The organism is Saccharothrix violaceirubra (assembly GCF_014203755.1).
Classification (GTDB): Bacteria; Actinomycetota; Actinomycetes; order Mycobacteriales; family Pseudonocardiaceae; genus Actinosynnema; species Actinosynnema violaceirubrum.
Genome location: NZ_JACHJS010000001.1, coordinates 4480775 through 4505634, shown reverse-complemented (window position 1 = coordinate 4505634; position 24860 = coordinate 4480775). Strand labels below are relative to the sequence as shown.

Below are 24860 nucleotides of genomic sequence, written 5' to 3'. Positions count from 1 at the left end.
CCGTTGACCTTAGTCGTAAGGCAGCAAGGCCATCTTCGACGCTCAGACTCCAACCTTGTCACCTTTCGTGTATCGCAGTAAGGTTCATTGACGGAGAAGGTAATACAGATCGTCACGACTCGGGTTCAACACCCAGGACCTTTCGCCACTGCGTCGTCCGGCCCGGCACGAGCAGTTCGCCGCCGGCGCACGTCGTCCGAGTGCTGTTCGGCATGACCGACGAAGGAGGGCTACATGAAGGCCGCTGAGGAGAAGCGTGAGGCGGACGGTCAGACCACCATCTCGCAGTCGTTCGACTTCAGCGCCAGCCACGAGCTCAGGCTGTTGCCGACCAGCCACAAGTGCAGCCGCAACCACGGCCACAACTACACGGTGACCGTCTCGGCGCTCGTGCACGATGACGCCCCCGGCGACCTGTCGCCCCTTGGGGAGTATCTGACCGCGACCTTTGATCACCGGTTGCTCAACGAGCAGGTCACCTTCCACCCGACGAGCGAGCTTCTCGCTGCTCACCTTGCCAAGTGGTTCCGAGACAACGTTGAACCCGCGACGTCGATCACGCTGGTCGCGATGGTTGTTTCGGAGACCGCGACCACCTCGGCACGCTGTGACGGTGTCACCGGCGAGGTCACGATCTCGAAGACCTTCACGACCAGCCACGGCGACGTCACGCTGGTGCTGGGGGCGGACGGGCTCGACGAGTTCGGGTTCATCACCGATTTCGGCGACCTGAAGCCGTTCGGGGCTTACCTCCAGTCCCCTGCCGCCGACGCGGGGCTACGTGCCGCCGGGCCTGCGCTGGTCGCCCACCTGGCTGGCTGGTTCGTCGACAACGTCGAGCCGGAGATCCGTGGTCGACTCGTATCGGTCCGGGTCGACTCGAGGGCCACCACCGGCCTGTGGGAACGAGGCGATGCCTCGTGAACACGCTGACCTTGGCTCCCGAGCGGGTAGAGGGTTCGGCAATCCTCACGGAGAAGTTCGAGTCGTTCCAGGGCGAAGGTCCCTGGACAGGGCAGCGCTGCGTGTTCGTCCGGTTCTCCCGCTGCAACCTCCGGTGCAGCTTCTGCGATACCCCGGAGAGCTGGGACTGGAGCAGGTACAACCCGGCCGAGGTCAGCGACCGAGTCCCCGTCACCGAGCTGGTGTCGTGGGTGCGCGAGCGCGGCGTGGACATGATGGTGATCACTGGTGGAGAGCCGATGTTGCAGCAGCCCGCCATGACCGCCCTCGCGCGCGGCCTGGCTGACATCCGGGTGCAGGTCGAAACCAACGGCACAGTCGCACCCACACCGGAACTCGCCTCCTTGGTCGACCTGTGGGTGGTGAGTCCGAAACTCGCGAACTCCGGCATGACCTACTCCACCCGCATCAAGCCCGAAGCCCTCTCGGCGTTGGTCGCGACAGACCGCGCGGTGTTCAAGTTCGTTGTCACCGAGCCCGACCGCGACCTCGACGAGATCGCCCAGCTCGTCGAGGAACACCGCCTGACTCCGGTGTGGGTGATGCCGGAAGGCACCACGAGGGAGAAGGTTCTGGCCGGCATGGACGCGCTCTACGACCGGGCCACTGAACGCGGATGGAACGTCTCCACCCGCCTGCACATCCTGACCGGAGCGCGGTGACGCCGATTCCCAGACCGAGCACTGGATCGCGGCGCTCGCGGTCTCTGTCGCTGCGCCCGGCATGTCGTCCCCGCGCCTGCGGGCAGTGGCGCTATCAGGAGCTGCCACTGACGTCCTTGACCCATTCACCACCCGCGGAAGCGAGGCGAAGTCCGTGACCAACACCCTCAACAAGCTTGCTCCCAGCGAACGCCAGGACCTGGTGCCGCCGGGGCCGGTCGACACCGAGCGCGTTGCCGATCTTGTCGGCCAGCTCCTCGCCGCGATCGGCGAGGACCCCGGACGGGAGGGCCTGGCGGACACACCGGCCAGGGTCGCCGCATGGTGGCGCAGTTTCTTCTCCCCGGAACCGTCGGCCGCACCGACCTCGTTCCCCGAGCAACACGTGAGCGGTCAGTTGGTGGTGATCGGCGGCATGAGCGTCTGGTCGCTGTGTGAGCACCACCTGCTGCCCATGAATCTCGACGTCGCCGTCGGCTACGTACCGGACGGCGAGGTGATCGGCCTGTCGAAGCTCGGTCGAATCGCGCAGCAGTACGCGGGCCGCCTTCAGGTGCAGGAGCGCTTCACCCGGCAGGTAGCCGACGAGATCGCCGTCGTGCTCGGCAGTCCCGACGTGACCGTCGCGGTCCGCGGTACGCACCTGTGCATGAGCTCGCGGGGTGTGCGAATGGAGGCAGCTCGTACCACCACACTTCAGGCCGGTGGCCGATTCGAGAGTGATCCGGTGCTCTCCCAACAGTTCCTCGCCCTCGCCACGGACAGGTGGAGGGTCGCCTGATGGCCAAGAGCATCGCCTTCTCCGCGATCGCCCCGCCCGACTACCTGGACGCCTTCGTCGCGCAGGAGCCCGCCACCGTCCACCACGTGGCGGCCCAGCGTGTTCTGACCGACGCTGCCTACCGCGCGTTCTTCCACCGCGAGGCGCAGCGGGGTGCGGAGATCATTGTCGACAACGGGGTCTTCGATCTCGGCCACGCCCTGCCGGCCGCCGACCTGATCGCGGCGGCCCGCATCGTGGACGCCCGCGAGATCATCCTCCCGGACGTCATGCGCGACGGGCTCGCCACCATCAAGGCCAGCGACGAAGCCGCCCGCGAGATCCTCGACCTCAGCGACGAGTTCCGCCTGTGCGTCGTGCTGCACGCGGCAGACGATCACGAGTGGCTGCGTTGCTACGACTACTTCGCTTCCAGCGACTACGTCGGAGCGATCGCGCTACCGGCCTCCCGGCGCCCCGCGCCCGAAGACCAGCTCTGCCGCACCCGCTGGGCGGCCACCCGGTACCTGGAAGACCACGGCATGGTCGAGGACCGGATCGTCTATCGACTGCTCGGCCTCGGCCGAACCGGGCACCTCGAACTCGTCGAACAGCGCGAGCACGAATGGATCGCCTCGGTCGACGGCGCCGCCCCGGTCATCCTCGGCGCGATGGGCATCGAGATGCTGCCCGACGGTCCCTACGAGAAGCCCCCGACCCCGCGGATTGAGGACCTGGGGCCAATCCCCGAAGAGAGGTTCGGCCTGATACGCCGCAACATCGCCGTCGTCCGTGAAGCGGCCGGCAGCAGCGTACGAATCCCGGAGGCGGCCTGATGAGCCTTCTCGCCAACACCGCTCCGACTGCGTGCCCCGGCTCGGCGTCGCGCACGTCCCCCATCGCGGTGGACAGGCACACGATGGCCCCGGACCGCCTTCTGTGCTACCTGCAGATCAAGGTGCACCACCTGATCCAGGGCCACGACTGGGACACCATCCATGTCGTCGGCGGCTACGACCGCAGAGCCGTGATCTCCGCACATGAGAAGACTGGCAAGCTATTCAACTTCGAGCGCCCCACCGCCGAGGCCCACGGCCGCCACCTCATCGTCAAGGCATTCCCCGGTGCCGACTACGTCCACCACTACGCGCTGATCATCGCCACATACCTTTCCATGACAGGAAAACCGGCCGACACGGTCACCTACGAATTGCCCGACCCGACGTTGTCCCGCGAGGCGGTGGCGAAGCTCGACCTCGAACTCGATGGCGACCTCGTGATCGTCGGCTGGGGCCTGGCGCACCTCGCCCCGGCCGACGGAGCATGGACCTACGGGCACGGCTACGCCTGGCAACGCGCTCAGATCCACGGCCGACGAGTGGTCTACCTCGGGTTCCTCCACAGCATCTGGGGCGACGTCGCCGGACGCGTGGTCACGCGCCTGGCCGACCTCGGCGCCGGCGACGTCGTCTACGTCGGCAAAGTCGGCGCGCTGAACCCCGACATCGAGCCCAACACGCGGCTGGCCACCGGAAACACCAGCCTCGTCGGCGGCAGCCTCGTCGCGTGGCCCGACTTCTTCGGCGACTTCGCCACCGCCCAACCAGGCGTGCACACCGGCATCCACGTCACGTCACCCTCGATCCTGCTGGAGAACAGGGACTGGCTGACCGAGCACGCCGAGCACGCATTCGTCGATCCCGAGATCGGCCCTATGGGAGTCGCAGCACGCGATGCCGGGATCGATTTCGGCTACTTGCATGTCATTTCCAACAACCTCGCCCGTCACTACCCGGCGGACTTGTCCAACGAGCGTCACAGCGACGTTGTCCGGCGACGCACCGTCCTCATCAGACAGATTCAAGACATCGTCGCCAACCGACTGGCCGCCCGGCCGATCTGATCCCTTGGAGCGCACCAACATGACGAACACAGCACCACTTTTCAACCCCGCGCGTGGACGCGAGATCACGGTCGTCGGCATCGACGGCGCGGGCAAGTCCACCCTCGCCACCCGCCTGCACCACGCGCTCAACGAGGCCGGCCACGAAACGATCCTGATCGGCAAGCACAGCACCGAAGTCCCGATGGACCCGGAGTTGTCCGCCTACGTCGATCAGCTCAACGCCCTGGTCTACCGCCGCGACGCGCGCGTCGCCCAGGCGTGCGGCGACCACTACTGGCTGCTGGCGCTGGCCGCCTGGTACACCCTCCAGGACAAGCTCGTCATCCAGCCCGCTCTCGCCGCCGGAACCCACGTGATCCTCGACAACGCCCACCACAAGATCCTCGCTCGCTACGCGGTGAATCCCGACGTCTCCACCAGCCTGGCCGAGCAGGTCTTCGCCCACCTCACCGAACCCGACCTGGTGTTCTTCCTGCGCATCAGCGCTCGCGACGCGCTCGCCCGCAAGGGCGAATTCAGCTCCCTGGAGACCGGCCACTCCGGCGGCGCGGACGAGGACTTCATCCGCTACCAGGACACCGTTCTCGCGAAGCTGCGCGAGCACGAGCAGCGCGGCGGATGGCTGTCGATGGACGTGACCGACATGGACCGCGACGCGGTCTTCAAGACCGCCGCCGAAGCGCTCGCCGACCGCCTCCAGCTCGCCATCTGACCCCGACCGCAGCCACCACGAGGAAACGCGCCATGCCAGCGGCCCGACCAACCGACGGCGAGTACGTGTGCCACGGCATCACCTGGGCGACAGGAGATCCCCGGCTGCTGCTGGCCCCGCTGCCCGACGGGCCGCTGGTCTACGCCGAGATCATGAACCAACGACTCGGCTTCGCGGTTGGTACCGGCCGATGGTGCACCGGCCGGTACCAGTTCGCCGACACTGTGCGCGTCGAGGCCCTCGCGTGCCCCGACCGCGCGCCGACCGAGCAGGGCGACCAGTGCGCCCGGTGCTTGTGCCAGGACGAGTTCCGCTTCGCCCACCAGTTCCACCAGGACGGCAGCGTTCCCGCGGCCCTGCGCCAGTACATGGACCAACCACACTGGCTCTACCTCGCCACCTTCGCCGACGGCGCCACCAAGGTCGGCACCGCAGCCGAACCACGCAAGCAATCCCGCCTCGACGAACAAGGCGCCCTGATCGCCACCTACCTCACCAAGAGTCCCGACGGCCGCGCCGTACGCCACCTCGAAGACGCCATCACCCGCGGTCTGCAGGTGCCCCAGACCATCCGGGCCTCAACCAAGCTCAAGGCCCTGGCCAACCTGACCGACCTGTCCACCGCGAGCGCGACCCACGACCGGCACGTCTCCCACGCCGCGGACGCGCTCGCCGCGATGAACACTCCGGTAGTGCTGGAGACGTGGACTCCTCCTGCCGAAGGCGACCGACTGCGCGTCGCCAACGGTGTGCGGATGCTGTATCCACACGATCTACGCGACGGTGAGCACGGCTTCACCGTCGTCTCGTGCGTCGGCACCCAGGTGCTGGCCGCCCTGGACGGTGACGACGAGGTGGACTACGTGCTCGACCTCGGCACCCTCAAGGGTCGCCGCATAACGCTCGGCCCGTTCACCTCGCCCGCCGCCGCCTTCCAGAACTCCCTCTTCTAACCGACCCCGGCCCGGCTCGTCGCGTCCGTCCGCAACGAGCTTGGCCTGCGCCCCTGAAGCGAGGTACCCGCGATGGCACCCCTGGACGCCCTTCTCGGCTGGGACGAGGACACCACCGCACAGGCGTACGCAGCCTTCACCCGTGCCTTCCCCATGTATGCGGCCACCAGCCGGGACCTTGCCCGCCGCGCCGATCTCACCGACAGCCGGCTGGTGGTCGACCTCTGCGGCGGAGCCGGCGCGACCGCGGAGGCAATCCTCGAACACGTCCCGATCGACGCCCAGGTCATCTCCCTGGACAATGCCGCTGCCATGCAGCGCGTTGGCCGACGCACGCTGGTCGACCCGCGCCTGACCTGGGTCACCGCACCAGCCGAAGACCTGGCCAGCCACGTTCCCGGCGCGGCGGACGCCGTGGTGTGCAACTCCGCGATCTGGAAGACCGACGTGCCCCAGGTGTTCGCCGCCGTCCACCAGGTCCTACGACCCGGCGGCCGGTTCGTGTTCAACGTCGGCGGCGGCTTTGCCGGCGTCCGCCACCCCGACGAGACCAACGTGCGCACCGGACCCTCGCTGAACACCTTGATCCGTCAGGTTGCGGCCCGTGACCACGGCTACGCCCCGCCTCCCGCCGCCGAGCCAGCTCCGAAGCTGCCGCTGGACACGATCGCCGACCACCTGTCGGTCGCCGGACTGACCGTGCTCGACACCGAGGTCGTCGCCCATCACAGCACGATGGCCGAGAAGAAGGCGTGGCTGTCGATTCCGGTCTTCGCCCGCCCCGACGGGGACTTCACCCACACTCAGCGGATGGACATCCTCGACAAGGCGTACGCGCTGACCACGCCCGACACGCCGACCGTGACGAGCTGGCTCGTGGTGGTCGCACAGCGACCCAGGGAACTACGTTGACCGCCCCGCCGCCGACCAGTAGCCACGGCAGCGGGATCAAGTACTGCGACCACGCGGCCGTCGGCGTGCTCATCTCCTCACCGGACGGGCTGCTGGTCTTCGAACGCGCGAGGCCCCCTGCCGGGATCGCACCGGTCGCCGGTCATGTCGACCAACACGGAGGCCCCGAGCACGCCGCCCGCATTGAGGTCGCCGAGGAAGTCGGCCTGACCGTCACCTCACTTGACCTGCTGCTGACCGCATGGCGACCCAACCACGGCCGCCGACCGACCAGCGACCGCGTGGGCCATCAGTGGTGGATCTATCGGGCCCAGACCTCTGGCCCGATCCGCCCCTCGGCCCAAGAGGTGCGCACACCCCGATGGCTGCACCAAGACCAGCTCCAGCAGCACGCGCACCGCACCGCGGCCTACGCCGAAGGGCAGCTGAGCGAGGAGCAGTTCAGCGCGCACCCCGGCTTGGAGCCGGTGTGGGTGCGATTCCTTCACGAGCTCCACCTGGTGACGCTGCCCGACGACATCCTGAGCCTGATCGAAGAGGTCCTCTGACCGTGCACCGACAACGGGCCTCAGCGCGCCCCCACTACGTTCTCCGTTGCCAATCGGTGCACGTACGCGCGGATACGTTCGCGGTCCTCGGGGAACACGCTCTCCCACGTCTCGTCCAGATCGACCCATCTCGAGGGCTGCCCAGTCTCCCCGCCGAGCGGCACGTCGCGGTCGATGACGGCGCCGTAGGACAGGCTCAGCGTCGGCGCCCAGTCGGCACGGAAGGAGCGGACAGCCACCGCGGCCGGCACAGGCAGCAGCTTGCCCGCTACGCCGGCCTCCTCCACGAGTTCACGGGCTGCGGCTTCCCGCGGCGTCTCGCCCGGCTCGACCTTGCCGCCAGGCGGCACCCATCCGCGCACACGGTGCTGCACCAGCAACACGTGGCTGTACGTCGGGTCGGTGACCCAAACCTCGGCCGCGAGCGGCTCCATCAGCGTCTGATGGGCGCGCAGCCACACCCGGGCGTCATCGAACTCCATTGCAGCAAGGCGAGCATCGGCGACCGCCGCGTCCACGGTCAACTGGTCAATCACCTGACCCAGCCTAAGCCGACGTCGCAGCCGCCACGGACATTGCGGAGAGCACCGCCCGTCGTGTCCCAGTCCGCGAATGAACAGCCCGAAGGCAGGATGACCCCGAATGGCGGAATCGCCAGCCCCGAGTCGCTATGTTCATGCAGGTCAAGCCAGGTGACACCTCATTCACACGTGCACGGCATTGCCCCGACGCGCCACCTTGCGTCAGGTCAGCCAGACGGGCGACATCGGCCTCAGCCAGTGTGCGGGGCACCACGAAAGCGCTGAGTCCCTCTCCTAGGCTGGCCACGCCAGAGCCCGTCCACCTGTGTCGAGTCGAAGCCGAGAGTCCAAAACGATGACCACGTTGGCCGGCCACCGCGAGCACACCGCTCCCATCGACCTGCTCAACGCCCTGCGTACCGCGCGTGCGGCCGGAGGCGACGCACTGGCCGCCACGCTCGACGAGCACGGGTTGCACGCACTCGACGGTGGACGCAACAACGACGTCTTCGCCTGGACCGCAGCCCCCAGCCCGACCTGCATCAAGCTCTTCTTGAAGAGCGACCGGCAACGCGTCGAGCGCGAGTGGCACGGCCTCGCCCACGCCGCCGGCCTGGGCATCGCGCCGGAACCGCTGTGGCTCGACGAGGACCTCGAACAGCCTGCCCTCGGCATGACGCTGCTGCCCGGCTCCCCGATCCTCGACGTTCTCGACCCGGCGTCGGCCATCAAGTCGCTGGCCAAGACCACCCGCGCCTTGCAGAGCGTTCCACTGAAAGAGCCGCTGGCCAACCTGGAGCGCGTCGACTCCATCGGCCGCTACATCGCCCGGCTCACCGATGTCTGGCCCGGCCAGCTCGCCGACGCCGCCGACGATCCCCAGACCCCCGAGATGCTCGCTCTCCTGCACCGATGGGAGAACAGCGGCGATGCCGAACTGCTCGCCCAGCCAGTTCCCCACGTCTACTCCCGCGGCGACGCGAATCTGCTCAACTGGCTCCAGAACGGCGAGTCCACCTACGTGGCGGACTTCGAGTTCAGCGGCTTCTCTGACGTCGCTGTCGACGCCGCCGACCACATTGAGCACATCAGCGCCCGCGTCGTTCCCGACAACATCTGGACCAGCGCCGAAGCCGACCTCGGCGTCACGCCGGGCAACCGAGCCCGGTTCGAGGCCGCGCGGCGCACCATCGCGCTGCGGTGGCTCGCCGTGCTGTGGAAGCAGCGCACCAAGCGCGTCGAGGAGTTCACCGCCCTGCATGAGCGGGTGCGCGTCCTCCAGGGCTGAATGGCGACTGCCCCTCGCCCGGCAGACAGCCGCCAAGATGATCAATTAGGAGGAGGGAAGCGATGGATAGCGATACCGCCACCTTGTCGCCGGAGACACTGCGCGCGGAGATGGTCGCCAAGGTCCGCAAATCGGGGTACGCGGAGCTCAGCGAAGTCGAACAGGTTCTGCTGGACACGCCACGCCACGAGTTTGTGCCGGAAGCTGATCCGGTGGTCGCCTACGACCCGTGGCAAGCGGTGATCACTCACCGATTCGAGGACGGCCGGTCGCTGTCCTGCGCCTCGGCGCCGTGGCTGGTCGCGGCGATGCTCGACCAGCTTCACGTCCAACCCGGCAACCGCATCCTGGAAATCGGCGCGGGCACCGGGTACAACGCCTGCCTGCTTGCCCAGCTGACCGGCCGCGCGGACCTGGTGACCACGATCGACATCGACCCGGACGTGACCGCGAAAGCCTCACAAGCGCTGGCCGCGACCGGCTACGGCGACGTACACGTCATCACCGGCGATGGTGGCCTCGGCTACGCCGATCACGCGCCGTACGACCACATGATCGCCACGGTCTCACCGTGGGACATCCCCACCCAATGGTGGCAACAGCTCGCGCCCGGAGGACGGCTGGTCGCCCCGCTGCGCTTCCCTGTCAAGTCAGCGTGTTGAGGTTTCTGCCAGGCGGGCGGTGAGTCGATGTTCCGGGGTGTCTGAGCGTGGTCGTCGAGCCAGCCGGGCTACATCGTCTGGTCGTTCTGGGGCAGCGGGACTGTCCAAGTGAGGGTGGTGCCGTGCTCGGGTGCGCTGTCGATGGTGAGGGTGCCGCTGTGTTTCTCCGCGCGGGCGCGGAGGTTGGCCAGGCCGCTGCGGCGGGTGGTGTCGCCGATGCCGCGGCCGTCGTCCTCGATGCGGGCGATGAGGGTGGTGGGGGTGGCGGTGATCTGGACGGTGGCGGTGGCGGCGCGGGCGTGGCGGGCGGTGTTGGACAGGGCTTCGCGGACGACGGCGGACAGGTCGGTGGCGATCGTCGGCGGGACGAATGTGTCCAGTGGGCCGTCGAGCCGCAGGGCGGGGGTGAAGCCGAGCGAGTCGGTGGTGGTGCGGACGATCTCGGTGAGGGTGCGGCGCAGGCTGGGCGCGGCTGTTTCGCCTGGTGCCGGTTGGGAGTGCAGGTCGAAGATGGTTCCGCGGATGTCGCGGACGATTTGGTCGAGTTTGCGCACGACGGTAAACAGCCGGTGTTGTTGGTCTTTGGCCGCGTCGACGACGTGGCGCAGCACATCTGGCAGGTCGACGTGGGAGGCCACGAGGTGGTTGGCGCGCAGCAGCGCCCGCAGGCGATCTTGCGCGTTGCGGACTGTCTGGGCGTGGTGGACCAGGACTTCGATCGCGTGGTCGAGTTCCAGCCGGGCGGCGTCGGGGAACTGGAGAAGATCGGTGGGGATCAGCGGCTGTTCGGGTTGCCCGCCGTGTTCAGACACACTCGCCTCCACCGCAACGATCGGCATGACGGTCCTATCATGGCTACCCGCGGTAGAACCGCCATAACGCGGTGCCGACAGCGGCCGTGGTGTCTGTCTGGTCACGGCGCACCGAACTCAGGTCATGGGTGGTTGGTGTCGCTTGGCTCCCCGGCGCGGGACCTCTGGCCCTGACCGGCAGTGGGACGCGGCGCGCATCCTCGAAGGGTGATTGTTGTCCCGTCGCGTATGTGGAGTCGTCGTGTCAGATCGACAGCAGCTTGAGGTCTTGGACCGCGAGCAGTGCCTGGGCCTGCTGCAGACCGTGCGGGTGGGGCGTCTGGTCTTCACCGAAGATGCCCTGCCGGCGGTGCAGCCGGTGAACTTCCGGCTCTATCGGGGGCAGGTGGTGATCCGGGTTGCCGGTGGCGCGAAGCTGGCCGCCGCGACCGGCAATATCGTGGTGGCCTTCCAGGCCGACGAGCTCGACCCCGACCTGCGGACCGGGTGGAGCGTGACCGTGGTCGGTCACGCGAACCTGATCACCGACGTCGCCGAGCTCGTGGACGTGGCCGGGACGTGGCTGCAGCCGTGGGTGGATGGCCGCCGTGACCATTTCATCCGCGTCCAGACCCAAAAGGTGACCGGGCGTCGCCTGCATGCGCCGTTGGCTGCTACCGCCTGATCAGGCCAGCCGGCAGCCGAGCTGCGTGTGCCCTTGGGTTCTCCGCGCCGGACATGCCCTGGCGGGCGAGGTCGTCGGACAGGATGATTGGCCTGGTTGGCTACTGCGGTGACCGCTGACGATCACCGGGTGGGCGGCGCACGCCGGGTGGGCGCGTGATCTTAGGGTGGTGCGGGTCCACTCTTGACCTTGCCTGAGGCGAAGGACCACATCGAAGACACAGCAACCGCTTGTGCCAGGAGTGGGGTCGTTGGATGGGTTAGAGTGCGCGTTCGGCTATGTCGATGAGGTCCAGCGCAGCTGTGGTGATCAATGCCTGCCCGGTGCGGTAGGCGGTGAAGGCAAGCACGCGGCCCACCTGGTCTTGATCCGGTGAGCGGATTCCTCTCCGGCATGCTCGGCCAACTGCTCCATGGCGCGGCGGCCATCGTCGCGCCGGGCATCAACCAGCTCGCCCACCGGGGTCGGCCGCTGATTGGTCATCGGGCCAGCCAACTCCAGGTTGGCGAGCGAGCGTGGGATTAGCTCACTCGTGATCGCCTCCAACCACAGCATCGGCACCGTGGCGACGTTGGCCCAGTTCGGCCGGGATTCCATGCCGACCATGCGGGGAACCACTTTCCCGGTCAGCTGGGGCAGCACCGGAGTGAGACCGGCCTGCGCTTTGACGAAGGTCGTTAGTGCCGGGCTGTTTTCGACATGAGGAAGCAACGAGCACATCAAGGTGGTGACTGTCCGCGCACCAGCCGCGAGGCGGCCTTCGCCGCACGCCGTGATATCCCGAAGGTCATCAACGCCTTGGCCGAATCGTCAAGCACCACCAGACCTCCTCACGGCCGGATCGCGTTCGTCACCAACCTAGCGGGAGCCCTGCGAGGGTAGGCGGCGTCGACGGTGCGGTGACCACTGTTGATCCCACGGCGTGTCGCCAAACCGGTGATCGTGAGTAGTCATCGCACTAGCGGAGGGCGACGGTGAGCAGGACGACGGCGTCGGTGAGGGCGGCCAGTCCGTGTCGCTGCGGCGGAATGACCGCGAGATGTCCGCTGTCGAGCGTCCACTCGGTGTCGTGGGTGTGCAGGCGCACCGTTCCGGTGATCACGTGGAGGGTGGCGGCCGGCGGTGAGTCGTGCTCGGCCAGTTCAGCGCCCTGGGTCAAGGCGATGAGCGTGGCTCGTTGCGAGGTTCCGGACACCAGTGTCCGGGCGGCCCGGTGTGAGGCGTGCTGACGCGCTTCGGCAAGTAGTTCCGGTGCGAGGGCGTCGACCGCGGTGACGGTGGTGTGGTTGTTCATCGGGCTCGCTCCCAACCGCGTCGAGGCGCGCGGCTGCCCAACTGTCGTTCGTCGCGGCTGCGGTAGACGATGTAGGGGCGGGTGAGATACCCCAGCGGCATGGAGAACACGTGCACCAGGCGGCTGAAGGGCCAGAACGCGAACAGTGCCCACGCGGCGAGCGCGTGCAGTTGGAACCCGAGCGGTGCGGCGGCCATCAGGCTGGGTTCGGGCTGGAAGTAGAAGATGGATCGGAACCACGGTGACACCGACTCGCGGTAGTCGTGGGGGTGGTCGGTGAGGTTGCCCAGCACGGTGGTGCCGAGGCCGAGGACGATGGTGCCGACGAGCAGCACGTACATGATCTTGTCGTTGCGGGTGGTGGCCGAGAACACCGGTCCCACGGTGCGGCGACGGTAGACCAGGATCGCCGCACCGACCAGCGTGCACACCCCGGCCAGCACGCCGAGCCCGACGGCGACGGCGTGGTAGACGCTCTCGCTCACCCCGACCGCCTCGGTCCAGGACTTGGGCACGAGCAGGCCGCCGACGTGGCCGAGGGCGACGAGCAGGATGCCGAAGTGGAACAGCGGGCTTCCCAACCGCAGCAGGCGGTTCTCGTAGAGCTGGGAGGAGCGGGTGGTCCAGCCGAACTTGTCGTAGCGGTAGCGCCATACGTGCCCGACGATGAACACCGCGATGGACACGTAGGGCACCACCACCCACAGCATGATGTCCAGTGTGCTCGACGACGTCGTACCCGCTTCCTGAGCCGTGAGCCACGGCGTCGTCGCCGCCGTCGCTGTCGTCGGGGGCGTCATCGGGGGCCTCCTTGCGGTTGCGGCATGTACTCGGGAGGAGCGAACGGCGCGAGACCGACTTCCTCCTCGGGCGGGCCTTCCGCAGCCAGGCGGGCGACCGCCTCGTGCTCGTGGCGGCCCAGTGGGGGAAGGGTCGCCGACACGGACTGCAGGACGTGCGCCCACGGCGAGCCGGTCTCGCGCAGGCCCAGGCGGATGAGTTCCAGGCCGGCGCGGTGTTCGATCATCAGCCGTTGCCCCACGACCGGGTCACCGGTGGCGGCGAACTCCAGTACAACGGCGAGGTGATCGGGCAGCTCAGCGCCGTCGGAACTGTCGTCGAGTTCGAGTCCTGCGGCGCGGTAGGCGTGTTTGAACCGCAGCAGTGCCATGCCGCGTTTGCGGGTGTCGCCGTAGGCGAAGTAGGTCAGGTAGGGGCTGAACCGCTTGCGGTGGTCGAAGGTCGCCACGTAGTCCGCGGCCAGGTCGGTCAGCGGGGTGGCCGCGACGTGGTCGAAGAACGCGGTCAGCGGCGCGGCGAGCGGCTCCGGCAATGTCCGGACCGCGGCCCGCAGCAACGGCAGCCGGTCCACGAACTGCTCGTCGGGGTAGCTCATCGCCAGAGACTGGACCTGCCAGGCAGCGGCGCGGTGGGTGCCGGTGACGGTCATGGCTTCGGGTCCACCTCACCGGCCGGATCCCCGCCGCCTGGCTGTTCCTTCGGCGGGAACAGCCCGTCCGGGCGGCCCTTGCCGTCCCAGTTGAGCAGGTTCACCCGCGCGCCCTTGTCCACCGGTGCAGCCATGGTGTCGCTGGTCTGCCGATCGCGCAGCATCCGGAAGTTCTCCACCGCGATCGGCGACACCCCACCGGAGCTCTCGCCGAAGGGCCCGGAGCCGCCCATGCCGGGACCGCCCTCGTAGTCCAGGCTGCACTCGGTGGCCAGTTCCTCCAGGCCGTGGGCCTGTTCGGCGTGGGCGGGCGGGATGACGTAACGCTCGTCGTACTTCGCCAGGGCGAGCAGCCGGTACATGTCGTAGACCTGCTCGCCGGTCATGCCCACCTTGGTCGCGATGGCTTCTCTGGGTTCGCGGCCGAGGTTGATGTCGCGCATGTAGGAGCGCATCGCGGCCAGCCGGCGCAGAACCGCGTTCACCGGCTCGACATCCCCGGCGGTGAACAGCTGCGCCAGGTACTCCACCGGGATCCGCAGCGCCTCGATCGCGGCGAACAGGTTGCCGTGGTCCTCGGCGTCGTGGCCGGTGTCCCGGACGATGTCCACCACGGGTGACAGCGGCGGGATGTACCAGACCATCGGCATGGTGCGGTACTCGGGGTGCAGCGGCAACGCCACCTTGAAGGTGTTGATCAGCGAGTAGATCGGGGACCGCTGGGCGGCGTCGATCCAGTCACGCGGGATGCCCGCGCGTTCGGCCTCGCGTGCCACGACGGGGTCGTGCGGGTCCAGGAACACCTGCCGCTGCGCCTCATAGAGGTCCTTCTCGTCCGGTGTGGACGCGGCTTCCAGGACCTTGTCGGCGTCGTAGAGGACCAACCCGATGTAGCGCAGCCGGCCCACGCAGGTTTCCGCGCACACGGTGGGAATGCCGACCTCGATGCGGGGGAAGCAGAAGGTGCACTTCTCGGCCTTGCCGGTGCGGTGGTTGAAGTAGACCTTCTTGTAGGGGCAGCCGGACACGCACATCCGCCAGCCCCGGCAGCGGTCCTGGTCGACTAGGACGATGCCGTCCTCGCTGCGTTTGTAGATCGCCCCCGACGGACAGGACGCGGCGCAGGAGGGGTTGAGGCAGTGCTCACAGATGCGGGGCAGGTAGAACATGAAGGTCTGCTCGAACTCGAACTTCACCTTGTCGGCGATGCCTTTGAGCAGTGGGTCTTTGTGGCCGTGGTCGGGTGAGCCACCGAGGTTGTCGTCCCAGTTGGCCGACCAGGTGATCTTGGTGGGTTCGCCGCTGATCAGCGATCGCGGTCGGGCGACCGGGGTGTGTTCCTGCAGCGGTGCGCTGGTGAGGTTGTCGTAGTCGTAGGTCCAGGGCTCGTAGTAGTCGTTGATGCTGGGCAGCTTGGGGTTGGAGAAGATGGTCAGCAGTTTGCGCAACCGACCGCCGCCTTTGAGCTTGAGCCTGCCGCGCTTGCCCAGCGTCCAGCCGCCGCGCCACCGTTCCTGGTCCTCGTAGGTGCGTGGATATCCCTGCCCTGGGCGGGTTTCGACGTTGTTGAACCAGACGTACTCGACGCCGGAGCGGTTGGTCCATGCTTGTTTGCAGGTGACCGAGCAGGTGTGGCAGCCGATGCACTTGTCGAGGTTCATGACCATGGCCATCTGCGCCATGACGCGCATCAGTACTGCACCTCCTGGTTGCGGCGGCGGATGACGGTGATCTCGTCGCGCTGGTTGCCCGTGGGCCCGAGGTAGTTGAAGGCGAACGACAGCTGCGCGTAGCCGCCGATCAGATGACTTGGTTTGATCAGCAGCCGGGTCAGGGAGTTGTGGATGCCGCCGCGTTTGCCTGAGGTTTCGGTGCGCGGGACGTCGATGAGCCGGTCCTGGGCGTGGTGCATGTAGACGGTGCCTTCGGGCATGCGGTGGGAGACGATCGCGCGGGCGACGACGACGCCGTTGCGGTTGACCGCCTCGATCCAGTCGTTGTCATGCACGCCGATCTTCGCTGCGTCCTCTTGGGACATCCAGATGGTCTGGCCGCCGCGGGAGAGGCTGAGCATGAACAGGTTGTCCTGGTACTCGGAGTGGATCGACCACTTCGAGTGCGGTGTCAGGTACCGGACGGTAATGCCCAGTGATCCCTGTTCGCCGATGCGGGGTTCGTCGAACAGGGCGTGCATGTTCAGCGGTGGTCGGAACACCGGCAGGTTCTCGCCGAGTTCGGTCATCCAGTCGTGGTCGAGGAAGAAGTGCTGGCGGCCGGTGAGGGTGTGCCAGGGCTTGAGGCGTTCGACGTTGATGGTGAACGGCGAGTACCGGCGACCGCCTGTCTCGGAGCCGGACCACTCCGGCGAGGTGATCACCGGGACCGGTGCTGACTGGGTGTCGGCGAAGGTGATCTGCTTGCCTTCGTGTTCGGCCGCGAGGTCCGCCAGCTGGGTGCCGGTGCGTTGTTCGAGGGTGCGGAACCCTTGGGTGGCGAGGTGTCCGTTGGTGGTGCCGGATAGCGCGAGGATCGCCTCGCAGGCGTGCACGTCGCGGACCAGCGACGGGCGGCCGTCGGCGGGGCCGCCGCGGATGGCGCCGTTCTTGTGCCGCAGGTACTCCACCTCCCGCTCCACCTGGAAGGTGACGCCCTTGGTGGTGGCGCCGAGCGAGTCCGCGAGCGGGCCCAGCGCCCCCATCTTGGCCGCGATCGCGGTGTAGTCGCGCTCCACCACGGTGAGCTTGGGCATGGTGACGCCGGGGATCGGTTCGCAGTCCCCGGTCTTCCAGTCCAGCACTCGCCCGTGCGGGGTGGCCAGTTCGTCGGGGGTGTCGTGCAGCAGCGGGGTGGCCACGACGTCCTTGCGCGTCCCGAGGTGCTTTTCCGCCAGTGTGCCGAAGACCTGGGCGATGGCCTGGAAGGCGGCCCAGTCGGTGCGGGTCTGCCAGGGTGGTGCGATGGCGGGGTTGAACGAGTGCACGAACGGGTGCATGTCGGTGGTGTTCAGGTCGTGCTTCTCATACCAGGTCGCCGCGGGCAGCACGACGTCGGAGAAGATCGTGGTGCTCGTCATCCGGAAATCGAGGGACAGCAGCAGGTCCAGTTTGCCGACCGGCGCCTCGTCGTGCCAGACCACGTCCTTCGGCCGCGCCTCCGGCGGGGTCTCCTGCGCGCGCAGCGAGTGGTCGGTGCCCAGCAGGTGTTTGAAGAAGTACTCGTTGCCCTTCGCCGAGGAGCCGAGCAGGTTGGCCCGCCAGATGCTGAGCACGCGGGGGAAGTTCTCCGGCGAGTCCGGGTCCTCGCAGGCGAATCGGAGTCGTTCGGCTTTCAACTCGCTCACCACGTGCTCGCCGACTGGGACGCCGGCCCGCTCCGCGTCGTCGGCCAGGTCCAGCGGGTTGCGGTCGAACGTCGGGTAGGAGGGCATCCAGCCCATCCGCGCGGACTGGGCGATCACGTCCGCGGTGGTCTTGCCCGCCAACTGCCCGCCGGCGGTGGCGGCGGCGAGGGTGTCGGCGCCGAAGTGGTCGTAGCGGAACTGGTCGGTGTGCAGGTACCAGTAGGCGGTCTGGATCATCTGCCTCGGCGGGCGCGACCAGTCCAGCCCGAACGCGAGCTGGGACCAGCCGGTGATCGGGCGGCACTTCTCCTGCCCGACGTAGTGCGCCCAGCCGCCACCGTTGACGCCCTGACAGCCGGTGAGTGTAGTTAGCGTCAGGAAGGCGCGGTAGATGGTGTCGGAGTGGAACCAGTGGTTGGTGCCCGCCCCCATGATGATCATCGACCGGCCGCGGGACTCTTCCGCGTTGGCGGCGAACTCCCGCCCGATCCGCGCCGCTGCCTGCGCGGGGACGCCGGTGATGGCTTCCTGCCAGGCCGGCGTGTACGGCTGTTCGGGGTCGTCGTACCCGGTGGGCCAGTCGCCGGGGAGGCCGTCGCGGTGCACGCCGTACTGCGCGAGCAGCAGGTCGAACACCGTGGTGACGAGGTGACCGCCGACTTGGCGTACCGGTACACCGCGGCGCAACACGGCCATCGAACCGTCCGCGCCGCCGGCCGAGTCGAAACGCGGCAGCTCGACGACCACCGCCTCGTCGCCGTGGACCGACAGCAGCGGGTCGACCTCACCGAGGTCGAGGTTCCAGCGGCCCGCGCCCTGCTCCCCGTAGCGGAACCCGAGAGAGCCACCGGGCACGACCGGGCCACCGGTGGCGGAGTCGAGCAGGACGGTCTTGAACGCCGCGTTCTCCGCGCCCGCGTGGTCGGCGAGGTCGGCGGCGGTGAGGAACTTCCCCGGCCGGTGCACGTTCCCGTGTTCGTCGAGCCGGATCAGGAACGGCAGGTCGGTGTAGCGCTTGACGTAGTCGAGGAAGTAAGGCACCTGCCGGTCCACGAAGAACTCACGCAGGATCACGTGCCCCATCGCCATCGCCAACGCGCCGTCGGTGCCCGGCTGGGCGGCCAGCCACTCGTCGGCGAACTTGACGTTGTCCGCGTAGTCCGGGGACACCGCGATCACTTTCTGGCCCCGGTAGCGGGCCTCGGCCATCCAGTGCGCGTCCGGTGTGCGGGTCACCGGGACGTTGGAGCCCCACATGATCAGATAGCCGGCGTCCCACCAGTCCCCGGATTCGGGCACGTCGGTCTGGTCGCCGAACACCTGTGGTGAGGCGACCGGCAGGTCGGCGTACCAGTCGTAGAACGACAGCATCGTCCCGCCCAGCAGCGACACGAACCGGGCGCCCGAGGCGTGCGAGACCATCGACATCGCGGGGATCGGGGAGAACCCGGCGACGCGGTCCGGGCCGTAGGTCTTGATCGTATGCACGTGCGCGGCGGCGATCATCTCGGTCGCCTCGTCCCACGACGCGCGAACCAGCCCGCCCTTGCCACGCGCGGCCTTGTAGCGACGGGCCCGCTCGGAGTCTTCGACGATGTCGGCCCAGGCGAGCACCGGGTCGCCGAGGCGGGACTTCGCTTCCCGGTACATCTCCAGCAGCACACCGCGCACATACGGGTAGCGCACGCGGGTGGGTGAGTAGGTGTACCAGGAGAACGCCGCACCACGCGGGCAGCCGCGCGGCTCGTACTCGGGGCTGTCCGGGCCGACCGAGGGGTAGTCGGTCTGCTGGGCCTCCCAGGTGATGATCCCGTCCTTGACGTAGACCTTCCACGAGCACGACCCGGTGCAGTTCACCCCGTGCGTGGAGCGGACGACCTTGTCGTGGCTCCACCGGTCCCGGTAGAACTCGTCCGCCTGCCGCCCGCCGATCTTGTGCAACGTCCGCAGATCCGAGGAGACCTCGGCGCGGGTGAAGAATCGGCGGGTGCGGACCAGGGCGTCTGTCAGGTCGTTGTCCAGGCCGGCGTGGCTGGAGGTGGTGGTGGGATCAGTGTCAGTGCTCACCGGGTGGGTCCTCCTGGCAATCCGGGGCAGGGAGTGTTGATCGACAGGGCCGGGTTCGACCATAGTTGCCGGCCGCCGGGGTCGCAGATCGCTTCGCCGGCCGCGTCGGCCGAACGTCGACCTCCATGTCGATCTACCCGGCGGAGGCCGGTGTCGTGGCGGCGGCCGTGGTGCCGACGCGGGCTCGGATCACCTCGATGGCGTCCCAGTCGGCGGTGTCGAGGCTGCTCAGGGCGGCGGGGAACACACCGTCCTGCTCGGCGAGGATGTGCTCGCGCAGCAGGTGTAGGGCGTCGAGCAGCCGCGCCGGCCAGGTCGGGTCGGTAGGCACCCCGTCGGTGGCCTCGCCGAGAGCACTCTCGATGTGCCGGTGCTGGGCGGTCAAGTCGGCGATGTGGTCGGGGAACTCGGCGGCCAGCGGCGGGAACAGGCCCTGTTCCTCCACGGCGGTGTGCGGGCCGAGCACCGCGGCGATCTGCCGCGCGGCGGTGGCCATCGCGGCGAGGTCACCGCCTGTGTGCGCGGCGCGGATGTGGCTGATCAGTGTGACGACCTGGTCGTGCTCGCGGGTCAGGTCCGCGATCGCGGTCAGGGCCAGGCACCCGCAGTACTCACACACGTCGTGCTCCCGCCGATTCGCCAGGCTGGTGGGCGTGCAGCGAGCGCCGCACGGTGGTCATCGTGAACGCGAGGGTGATGGCGGCGACCACGGCCAGCGCGGCCAGCCCGAGCGCGTAGGAGCTGAACGCGCCGTAGAGGGCGCCCATCACCAGTGGCGGGATGAACCCGCCCAGGCCGCCGGCCGCGCCGACCACGCCGGTGACCGAGCCGACCTTGTTCCCTGGCGCCAGCAGCGCGACCAGCGCGAACACCGCACCGCTGCCCGCGCCGAGCGCGGCGGCCATGGACAGGAACGCGATCGTGCCCACCGGCATCAACGGCGGGGTGAACGCCTGCACCGCCGCACCGGCGGTGACCACCGCGAAGACGGCCACCAGTACCCGGATCGGGCCGAACCGGTCGGACAACCAGCCACCGACCGGGCGCAGCACCACGGCGAGCAGCACGAACCCGGCCATCCGGTTGGCCGCGTCGGCCTGGGCCAGCCCGTAGGCGGTCTTGAGATAGGCGGGCAGATAGACCGAGAACGCCACATACCCGCCGAAGGCCACCGCGTACAACCAGGACGCCTGCCAGGTCACCGGCAGCCGCACGGTGTCGGCCAGACGGCGCGCCACCGGCTCGGTCGGCACACTCCGCCCCGGAGCGTCCCGCAGCAGCACGGCCGCGGCGACCGCGTACACGGCCAGCACCACCGCGGTCACCACGAACGGTGTCGCCACCCCGCCGGTGTCCACCAACCGCACGGTGGTCAGGGCGCTGATCGCGGTCCCGCCCATACCCGCGCCGAAGACCCCGATCGCCAGCCCACGCCGCTCGGGCGGGAACCAGGCGTTGACGAACGGCACCCCCACCGCGAACGCAGTACCACCCAGCCCGAGGAAGAACCCACCCACGAGCAGCGCGACCAATGAGGAATGCCCAAGGAGCCCGAGGAACAGCACCGGCACGATCGTGACCGCCGAGATCAGCGGGAACATCACCCGCCCACCGAACCGGTCTGTCAGCGCCCCCACCGGGATCCGCCCCACCGACCCGACCACCACGGGCACGGCGACCAGCAGGGCCTGCTGGAACGCGCTCAATCCCAGGGAGTCCTTGAACAGCGGCCCGAGCGGGCTCAGCAGCGCCCACGCCCAGAAGTTGATCGCGAACCCGACCGTGGCCAGGCTCAGCATCACCACCCGCCGCCCGGTCGCCGACGAACTCGCTGGTGAACTCGTCGGCGGGCTCCCGGTCGGCGGGCCACTGGAGGTCATCGGTCGGGAGCCCGGCTGCTGCACTGCTGGCGTTCTCCCCGTCGTGTGGTGTGTCGAGGTCATCGGCGGTCTCGGCCCTCGGTTGCGCACTCGTGTCTGCCCCACCGGTCGGTGAGCGTCTCCAGCGTGGATCATCCACCCACGGCCGATATAGGGGCGAGGGACTGGTACTCGAAAGGACCAACGTCCCTACCCGGCGCAACGATCACCGGGTTCCCTGAAACGCGTGAACCAAACCGGGTGTAACAAGCCAGGTCAGGCGCGCTGCGGGCCGCACCAGGCCGGGATCACGGCCTGTCGTCTGGACCAGTCCGGGCACGGGTCGGGGCAGTGTCGGCGCGGTGGGGAGCTCCGGTGACGCAGTTCGTTGACCTCATCCCGCCCCCGGCGCGGGGCCGCCGGAGCGGTCCGCGGGGATCGGTGTTCGTGTGGGCCAACATCGTGGTGCTCGGCTGGCTCGCGCTGGCCGTCGCCCTGCTGGCCGTGCACGACGTGCTCGGCCTGCCGGTCTGGGTAGCACTGCACGCACTGCTGCTCGGGGCGGTCACCAACGCGATCGTGATCTGGTCGGAGCACTTCGTCGTGACGCTGTGTCGCGTGCCCGGTCCTCCGCCGCGGCGGCTCGCGCTCGGACTGACGGTGCTGAACCTGTTCATCACCGCCGCGCTCATCGGAGTCGCCGCCGACGCCACGGTCGTGGCCGGGGCGGGCGGGGCGGGTGTCGCGGTCATCGCGACCGTGCACACCATCGCCCTGTTCCGGATGACGCGCACCGCCCTGCCAGGGCGCTTCGGCTACCTGGTCGGCTACTACACAGCCGCGAGCGCCGCACTGGTCCTCGGGGCGCTGTCGGGCGCCGCGCTGGCGATCGGAGCCGCCCAGTGGTACGTCCGGCTGTGGACCGCGCACGTGCATCTCACCCTGCTGGGCTGGGTCGGGCTGTCCGTCCTGGGCACGCTGTTCACGCTGTGGCCGACCACGACCGGAACCCGCATCACCGACAGCACCCTGACCGCCGCGCGCCGCGCGCTGCCGACACTCGCGGCGGGGCTACTGGCCGCTGTCGCCGGCATGCTGACCGCGACCGTGTGGGTGACCGTCGCCGGTCTGCTCTGCTACACGGCCGGGATCGTCCTGACGATCATCCCCCTGCGACCCGCCACCACACCGCACGGACCGGCGGCGTGGATGCTCGCCGCCGCCACTGCCTGGCTCGGCATCTCCGTGCTCCTCGACGCCGTCCGCCTGCTCGTCGCCGGGTCCGTCGAGGACCTCCCCGGCGTGGTCACCACGGTGATGCCGGTTCTGGCCGTCGGGTTCGCCGCCCAGGTGCTCGTCGGCGCCCTCACCAAGCTGTTGCCGGTCGTGCTCGGGCGTGGCCCGGCCGAACACAGAGCCATCGCCGACATCCTCGCCCGCGGCTGGCAGCTGCGGCTCATCGCCGCGAACCTCGCGGTCCCGCTGGTCGCCGTCGGCTTGCCGAGCCCGCTGCCGCAGCTGGGATGGGCTCTGGCCGCGCTCAGCGTCGCGACCTTCCTCGTGCTGGCGTTGCGCGTGGCGATCCCAGTAGCGCGGCGCGGCGCCTTCCCCCTCGAACCCGCCCAGAAGCAGGCCCACGGCACCACCAGCGGGGTCCTCGCCGGGCTGATCGCCGTGGCGCTTGCCGTGGCCGTGGCCGGCAGCGGACAGGACACCACCGCCACGGCCCCGGTCTCCGCGCCGACGCACACGGTCGAGGTGACGCTGACCGGGATGCGAGTACACCCAGACACCGTGGACGTCCCGGCCGGTACCCGCCTCGTGCTGCGGGTGACCAACCAGGAAGCGATGCCGCACGACCTGCGACTGGACACCGGCCAGCACACACCCCGGCTCCACCACGGCGAAACCGCGCTGCTGGACGTCGGACCAGTGGGCGAGACCCGGCACGCCTGGTGCACCGTGGCCGGACACCGCGCCGCCGGAATGACCATGACCATCCGCACCCCAAGCGACCACCAGCACACCACCCCGGACAGCCACAGCGACGACAACGGCAACAACAGCGACACCGCGCCAACCGCGGGTCTCGACCTGGCCGCCGACCCGACGCCCGGTTGGGTACCCCGCGACGCCACCCTCGCCCCCACGACCGCCACGCTGCACCGGATCGAACTGCGCGCCACCGAACAGGACCTGGAGGTCGCCCCCGGACGACGGGAACGCCGCTGGACCTTCGCCGACACCAGCCCCGGCACCGTACCCGGCCCCACCCTGCACGGGCGGGTCGGCGACCAGTTCGAGATCACCCTGATCAACGACACCACTATCGGCCACGGCATGGACTTCCACGCCAGCGCCCTCGCTCCCGACGGTCCGATGCGGACCATCGGGCCCGGCGAGCGCCTGGTCTACCGGTTCACCGCGACCCGCGCCGGTGCCTGGCTCTACCACTGCAGCACCATGCCCATGTCCCAGCACATCGCGAACGGCATGTACGGCGCGGTGATTATCGACCCACCCGATCTGCCCGCCGTCGACCACGAGTACTTGATGGTCAGCTCCCAGCTCTACCTCGGCGCCCCCGGCAGTGACAACCAGGTCAGAAAAATCCAGGCCGGGCAACCGGACGGGTGGATGTTCAACGGCATGGCCGCCCAGTACGACCACGCCCCGCTCACCGCCCACCCCGGCCAACGCATCCGAATCTGGCTGGTCAACGCCGGCCCCGGCGACAGCACCGCCTTCCACGTCGTCGGCGCCCAGTTCGACACCGTCTACAAAGAGGGCGCCCGGCTGCTGCGCCCGTCCGAGACCGCTGGCGGCGCCCAGGTCCTCGACCTCGCCCCCGCCCAGGGCGGATTCGTCGAACTCACCTTCCCCGAACCCGGCCACTACCCTTTCGTCGACCACGACATGCGCCACGCCGAGAACGGCGCCCACGGCTTGTTCACCGTCACGGAGCAACACCGGTGATCGACATCTGGACCATCGTGCGGTTTCTGCACGTCCTCGGCGCCATCATCTGGGTCGGCGGACAGTTGACCATCACCATCGTGGTGCTCCCGCCCGTGCGCCGCATGCTCTCCGCGGACGATCGAGCCGGCATGCTGCGCACCGTCGGCAAGCGATTCGCGATCATCACCATGGCGGTCTTCCTGCCCAACCAGGTCACCACCGGCGTCTTGCTGGCCTGGCAACACGGCGTCACCTGGGCCACGCTCCTGCAGCCCGGCTACGGCCGCATCCTGGCCGCCAAGCTGCTCCTGTTCACCCTCGTGATGGTCGCCGCAGCGCTGCACGGCATCGCCCAAGCCAGGCACCAGCCCGGCAAGGCCAGAGCCGCCTCCATCACCGCACTGGTCGGCTCACTCGGCGTCATCCTGCTCGCCACGGCGCTCGCCGAAAGCACCGCGCACTAAGCCACGCCAAACCCTGAGCGAGGAGATCGTTCAGTTCGCCCCCGTGGCCAACAGGGCAACGGGAC

Annotated in this window: 24 protein-coding genes; 14 read left to right on the top strand and 10 right to left on the bottom strand. The window is 68.7% G+C overall.

The window, feature by feature from the left end; translation table 11 throughout:
• Positions 1 to 234: 234 nt before the first annotated feature.
• From F4559_RS20705 to F4559_RS20665, 9 genes are all read left to right on the top strand, one after another.
• Complete coding sequence (locus F4559_RS20705; RefSeq protein WP_184671093.1) at positions 235 to 924, top strand: 6-carboxytetrahydropterin synthase; 690 nt, start codon at positions 235 to 237, stop codon at positions 922 to 924.
• Positions 921 to 1625, top strand: a complete 705-nt coding sequence (locus F4559_RS20700; RefSeq protein WP_221447320.1) for a 7-carboxy-7-deazaguanine synthase QueE — start codon at positions 921 to 923, stop codon at positions 1623 to 1625. Before F4559_RS20705 ends, F4559_RS20700 begins: the two co-directional genes overlap by 4 nt.
• Positions 1626 to 1686: 61 nt before the next feature.
• Positions 1687 to 2406: a GTP cyclohydrolase I gene (gene folE / locus F4559_RS20695; protein WP_184671091.1), complete on the top strand. Its 720-nt coding sequence runs from the start codon at positions 1687 to 1689 to the stop codon at positions 2404 to 2406.
• The gene (locus F4559_RS20690) at positions 2406 to 3221 is read left to right on the top strand and encodes a hypothetical protein (protein ID WP_184671089.1); all 816 of its coding nucleotides are present in this window, start codon (positions 2406 to 2408) and stop codon (positions 3219 to 3221) included. Before folE ends, F4559_RS20690 begins: the two co-directional genes overlap by 1 nt.
• The gene (locus F4559_RS20685; protein WP_221447319.1) at positions 3221 to 4288 is read left to right on the top strand and encodes a hypothetical protein; all 1068 of its coding nucleotides are present in this window, start codon (positions 3221 to 3223) and stop codon (positions 4286 to 4288) included. The genes F4559_RS20690 and F4559_RS20685 overlap by 1 nt, the downstream gene beginning before the upstream one ends.
• Positions 4289 to 4307: 19 nt before the next feature.
• Positions 4308 to 5003, top strand: a complete 696-nt coding sequence (locus tag F4559_RS20680; RefSeq protein WP_184671087.1) for a dTMP kinase — start codon at positions 4308 to 4310, stop codon at positions 5001 to 5003.
• A gap of 32 nt (positions 5004 to 5035) precedes the next feature.
• Positions 5036 to 5956, top strand: coding sequence for a DUF2797 domain-containing protein (locus tag F4559_RS20675; protein WP_184671085.1), 921 nt, complete (start codon positions 5036 to 5038; stop codon positions 5954 to 5956).
• Positions 5957 to 6028: 72 nt separating this feature from the next.
• Entirely contained in the window at positions 6029 to 6868 is an 840-nt protein-coding gene (locus tag F4559_RS20670; protein ID WP_184671083.1) for a class I SAM-dependent methyltransferase, read from the top strand.
• Positions 6865 to 7416 carry an NUDIX hydrolase gene (locus tag F4559_RS20665; RefSeq protein ID WP_221447318.1) on the top strand — a complete coding sequence of 184 codons (552 nt, stop codon included), beginning with the start codon at positions 6865 to 6867 and terminating at the stop codon, positions 7414 to 7416. Before F4559_RS20670 ends, F4559_RS20665 begins: the two co-directional genes overlap by 4 nt.
• A gap of 20 nt (positions 7417 to 7436) precedes the next feature.
• Here F4559_RS20665 and F4559_RS20660 read toward each other — a convergent pair whose 3' ends face one another.
• A complete protein-coding gene (locus F4559_RS20660; RefSeq protein WP_312865735.1) occupies positions 7437 to 7952 on the bottom strand; it encodes an NUDIX domain-containing protein in 516 nt (171 codons plus the stop codon).
• Positions 7953 to 8292: 340 nt separating this feature from the next.
• Here F4559_RS20660 and F4559_RS20655 point away from each other — a divergent pair, with 340 nt between their 5' ends.
• Together F4559_RS20655 and F4559_RS20650 are read left to right on the top strand one after the other, a co-directional pair.
• Complete coding sequence (locus F4559_RS20655; protein ID WP_246445280.1) at positions 8293 to 9225, top strand: aminoglycoside phosphotransferase family protein; 933 nt, start codon at positions 8293 to 8295, stop codon at positions 9223 to 9225.
• A 62-nt stretch (positions 9226 to 9287) separates the two neighbouring features.
• Positions 9288 to 9887, top strand: a complete 600-nt coding sequence (locus tag F4559_RS20650; RefSeq protein WP_184671081.1) for a methyltransferase domain-containing protein — start codon at positions 9288 to 9290, stop codon at positions 9885 to 9887.
• Between the two features lie 68 nt (positions 9888 to 9955).
• Here the strand turns inward: F4559_RS20650 and F4559_RS20645 are convergent, their stop codons facing one another.
• Entirely contained in the window at positions 9956 to 10726 is a 771-nt protein-coding gene (locus tag F4559_RS20645) for a sensor histidine kinase (RefSeq protein WP_184671079.1), read from the bottom strand.
• A gap of 241 nt (positions 10727 to 10967) precedes the next feature.
• Here F4559_RS20645 and F4559_RS20640 point away from each other — a divergent pair, with 241 nt between their 5' ends.
• Positions 10968 to 11363: a pyridoxamine 5'-phosphate oxidase family protein gene (locus tag F4559_RS20640; protein WP_246445279.1), complete on the top strand. Its 396-nt coding sequence runs from the start codon at positions 10968 to 10970 to the stop codon at positions 11361 to 11363.
• A 309-nt stretch (positions 11364 to 11672) separates the two neighbouring features.
• Here F4559_RS20640 and F4559_RS20635 read toward each other — a convergent pair whose 3' ends face one another.
• From F4559_RS20635 to F4559_RS20600, 8 genes are all read right to left on the bottom strand, one after another.
• Positions 11673 to 12086 carry a hypothetical protein gene (locus F4559_RS20635; protein WP_184671074.1) on the bottom strand — a complete coding sequence of 138 codons (414 nt, stop codon included), beginning with the start codon at positions 12084 to 12086 and terminating at the stop codon, positions 11673 to 11675.
• A 235-nt stretch (positions 12087 to 12321) separates the two neighbouring features.
• Entirely contained in the window at positions 12322 to 12657 is a 336-nt protein-coding gene (locus F4559_RS20630; protein ID WP_184671072.1) for a cupin domain-containing protein, read from the bottom strand.
• Positions 12654 to 13367 carry a respiratory nitrate reductase subunit gamma gene (narI, locus tag F4559_RS20625; protein ID WP_184676020.1) on the bottom strand — a complete coding sequence of 238 codons (714 nt, stop codon included), beginning with the start codon at positions 13365 to 13367 and terminating at the stop codon, positions 12654 to 12656. The genes F4559_RS20630 and narI overlap by 4 nt, the downstream gene beginning before the upstream one ends.
• An 86-nt stretch (positions 13368 to 13453) precedes the next feature.
• A complete protein-coding gene (gene narJ, locus F4559_RS20620; RefSeq protein ID WP_184671070.1) occupies positions 13454 to 14107 on the bottom strand; it encodes a nitrate reductase molybdenum cofactor assembly chaperone in 654 nt (217 codons plus the stop codon).
• Complete coding sequence (gene narH, locus F4559_RS20615; protein WP_184671067.1) at positions 14104 to 15798, bottom strand: nitrate reductase subunit beta; 1695 nt, start codon at positions 15796 to 15798, stop codon at positions 14104 to 14106. Before narH ends, narJ begins: the two co-directional genes overlap by 4 nt.
• The gene (locus F4559_RS20610) at positions 15798 to 19469 is read right to left on the bottom strand and encodes a nitrate reductase subunit alpha (protein WP_184676017.1); all 3672 of its coding nucleotides are present in this window, start codon (positions 19467 to 19469) and stop codon (positions 15798 to 15800) included. The genes narH and F4559_RS20610 overlap by 1 nt, the downstream gene beginning before the upstream one ends.
• 178 nt (positions 19470 to 19647) lie before the next feature.
• The gene (locus tag F4559_RS20605; RefSeq protein WP_184671065.1) at positions 19648 to 20133 is read right to left on the bottom strand and encodes a hemerythrin domain-containing protein; all 486 of its coding nucleotides are present in this window, start codon (positions 20131 to 20133) and stop codon (positions 19648 to 19650) included.
• The gene (locus F4559_RS20600) at positions 20126 to 21313 is read right to left on the bottom strand and encodes an MFS transporter (protein ID WP_184676015.1); all 1188 of its coding nucleotides are present in this window, start codon (positions 21311 to 21313) and stop codon (positions 20126 to 20128) included. The genes F4559_RS20605 and F4559_RS20600 overlap by 8 nt, the downstream gene beginning before the upstream one ends.
• Positions 21314 to 21748: 435 nt before the next feature.
• On the opposite strand from F4559_RS20600, the gene F4559_RS36470 reads away from it, so the two are divergent.
• Positions 21749 to 24349, top strand: coding sequence for a multicopper oxidase domain-containing protein (locus F4559_RS36470; RefSeq protein ID WP_221447315.1), 2601 nt, complete (start codon positions 21749 to 21751; stop codon positions 24347 to 24349).
• Complete coding sequence (locus tag F4559_RS20590) at positions 24346 to 24795, top strand: hypothetical protein (RefSeq protein WP_221447314.1); 450 nt, start codon at positions 24346 to 24348, stop codon at positions 24793 to 24795. Before F4559_RS36470 ends, F4559_RS20590 begins: the two co-directional genes overlap by 4 nt.
• Positions 24796 to 24860: the final 65 nt, after the last annotated feature.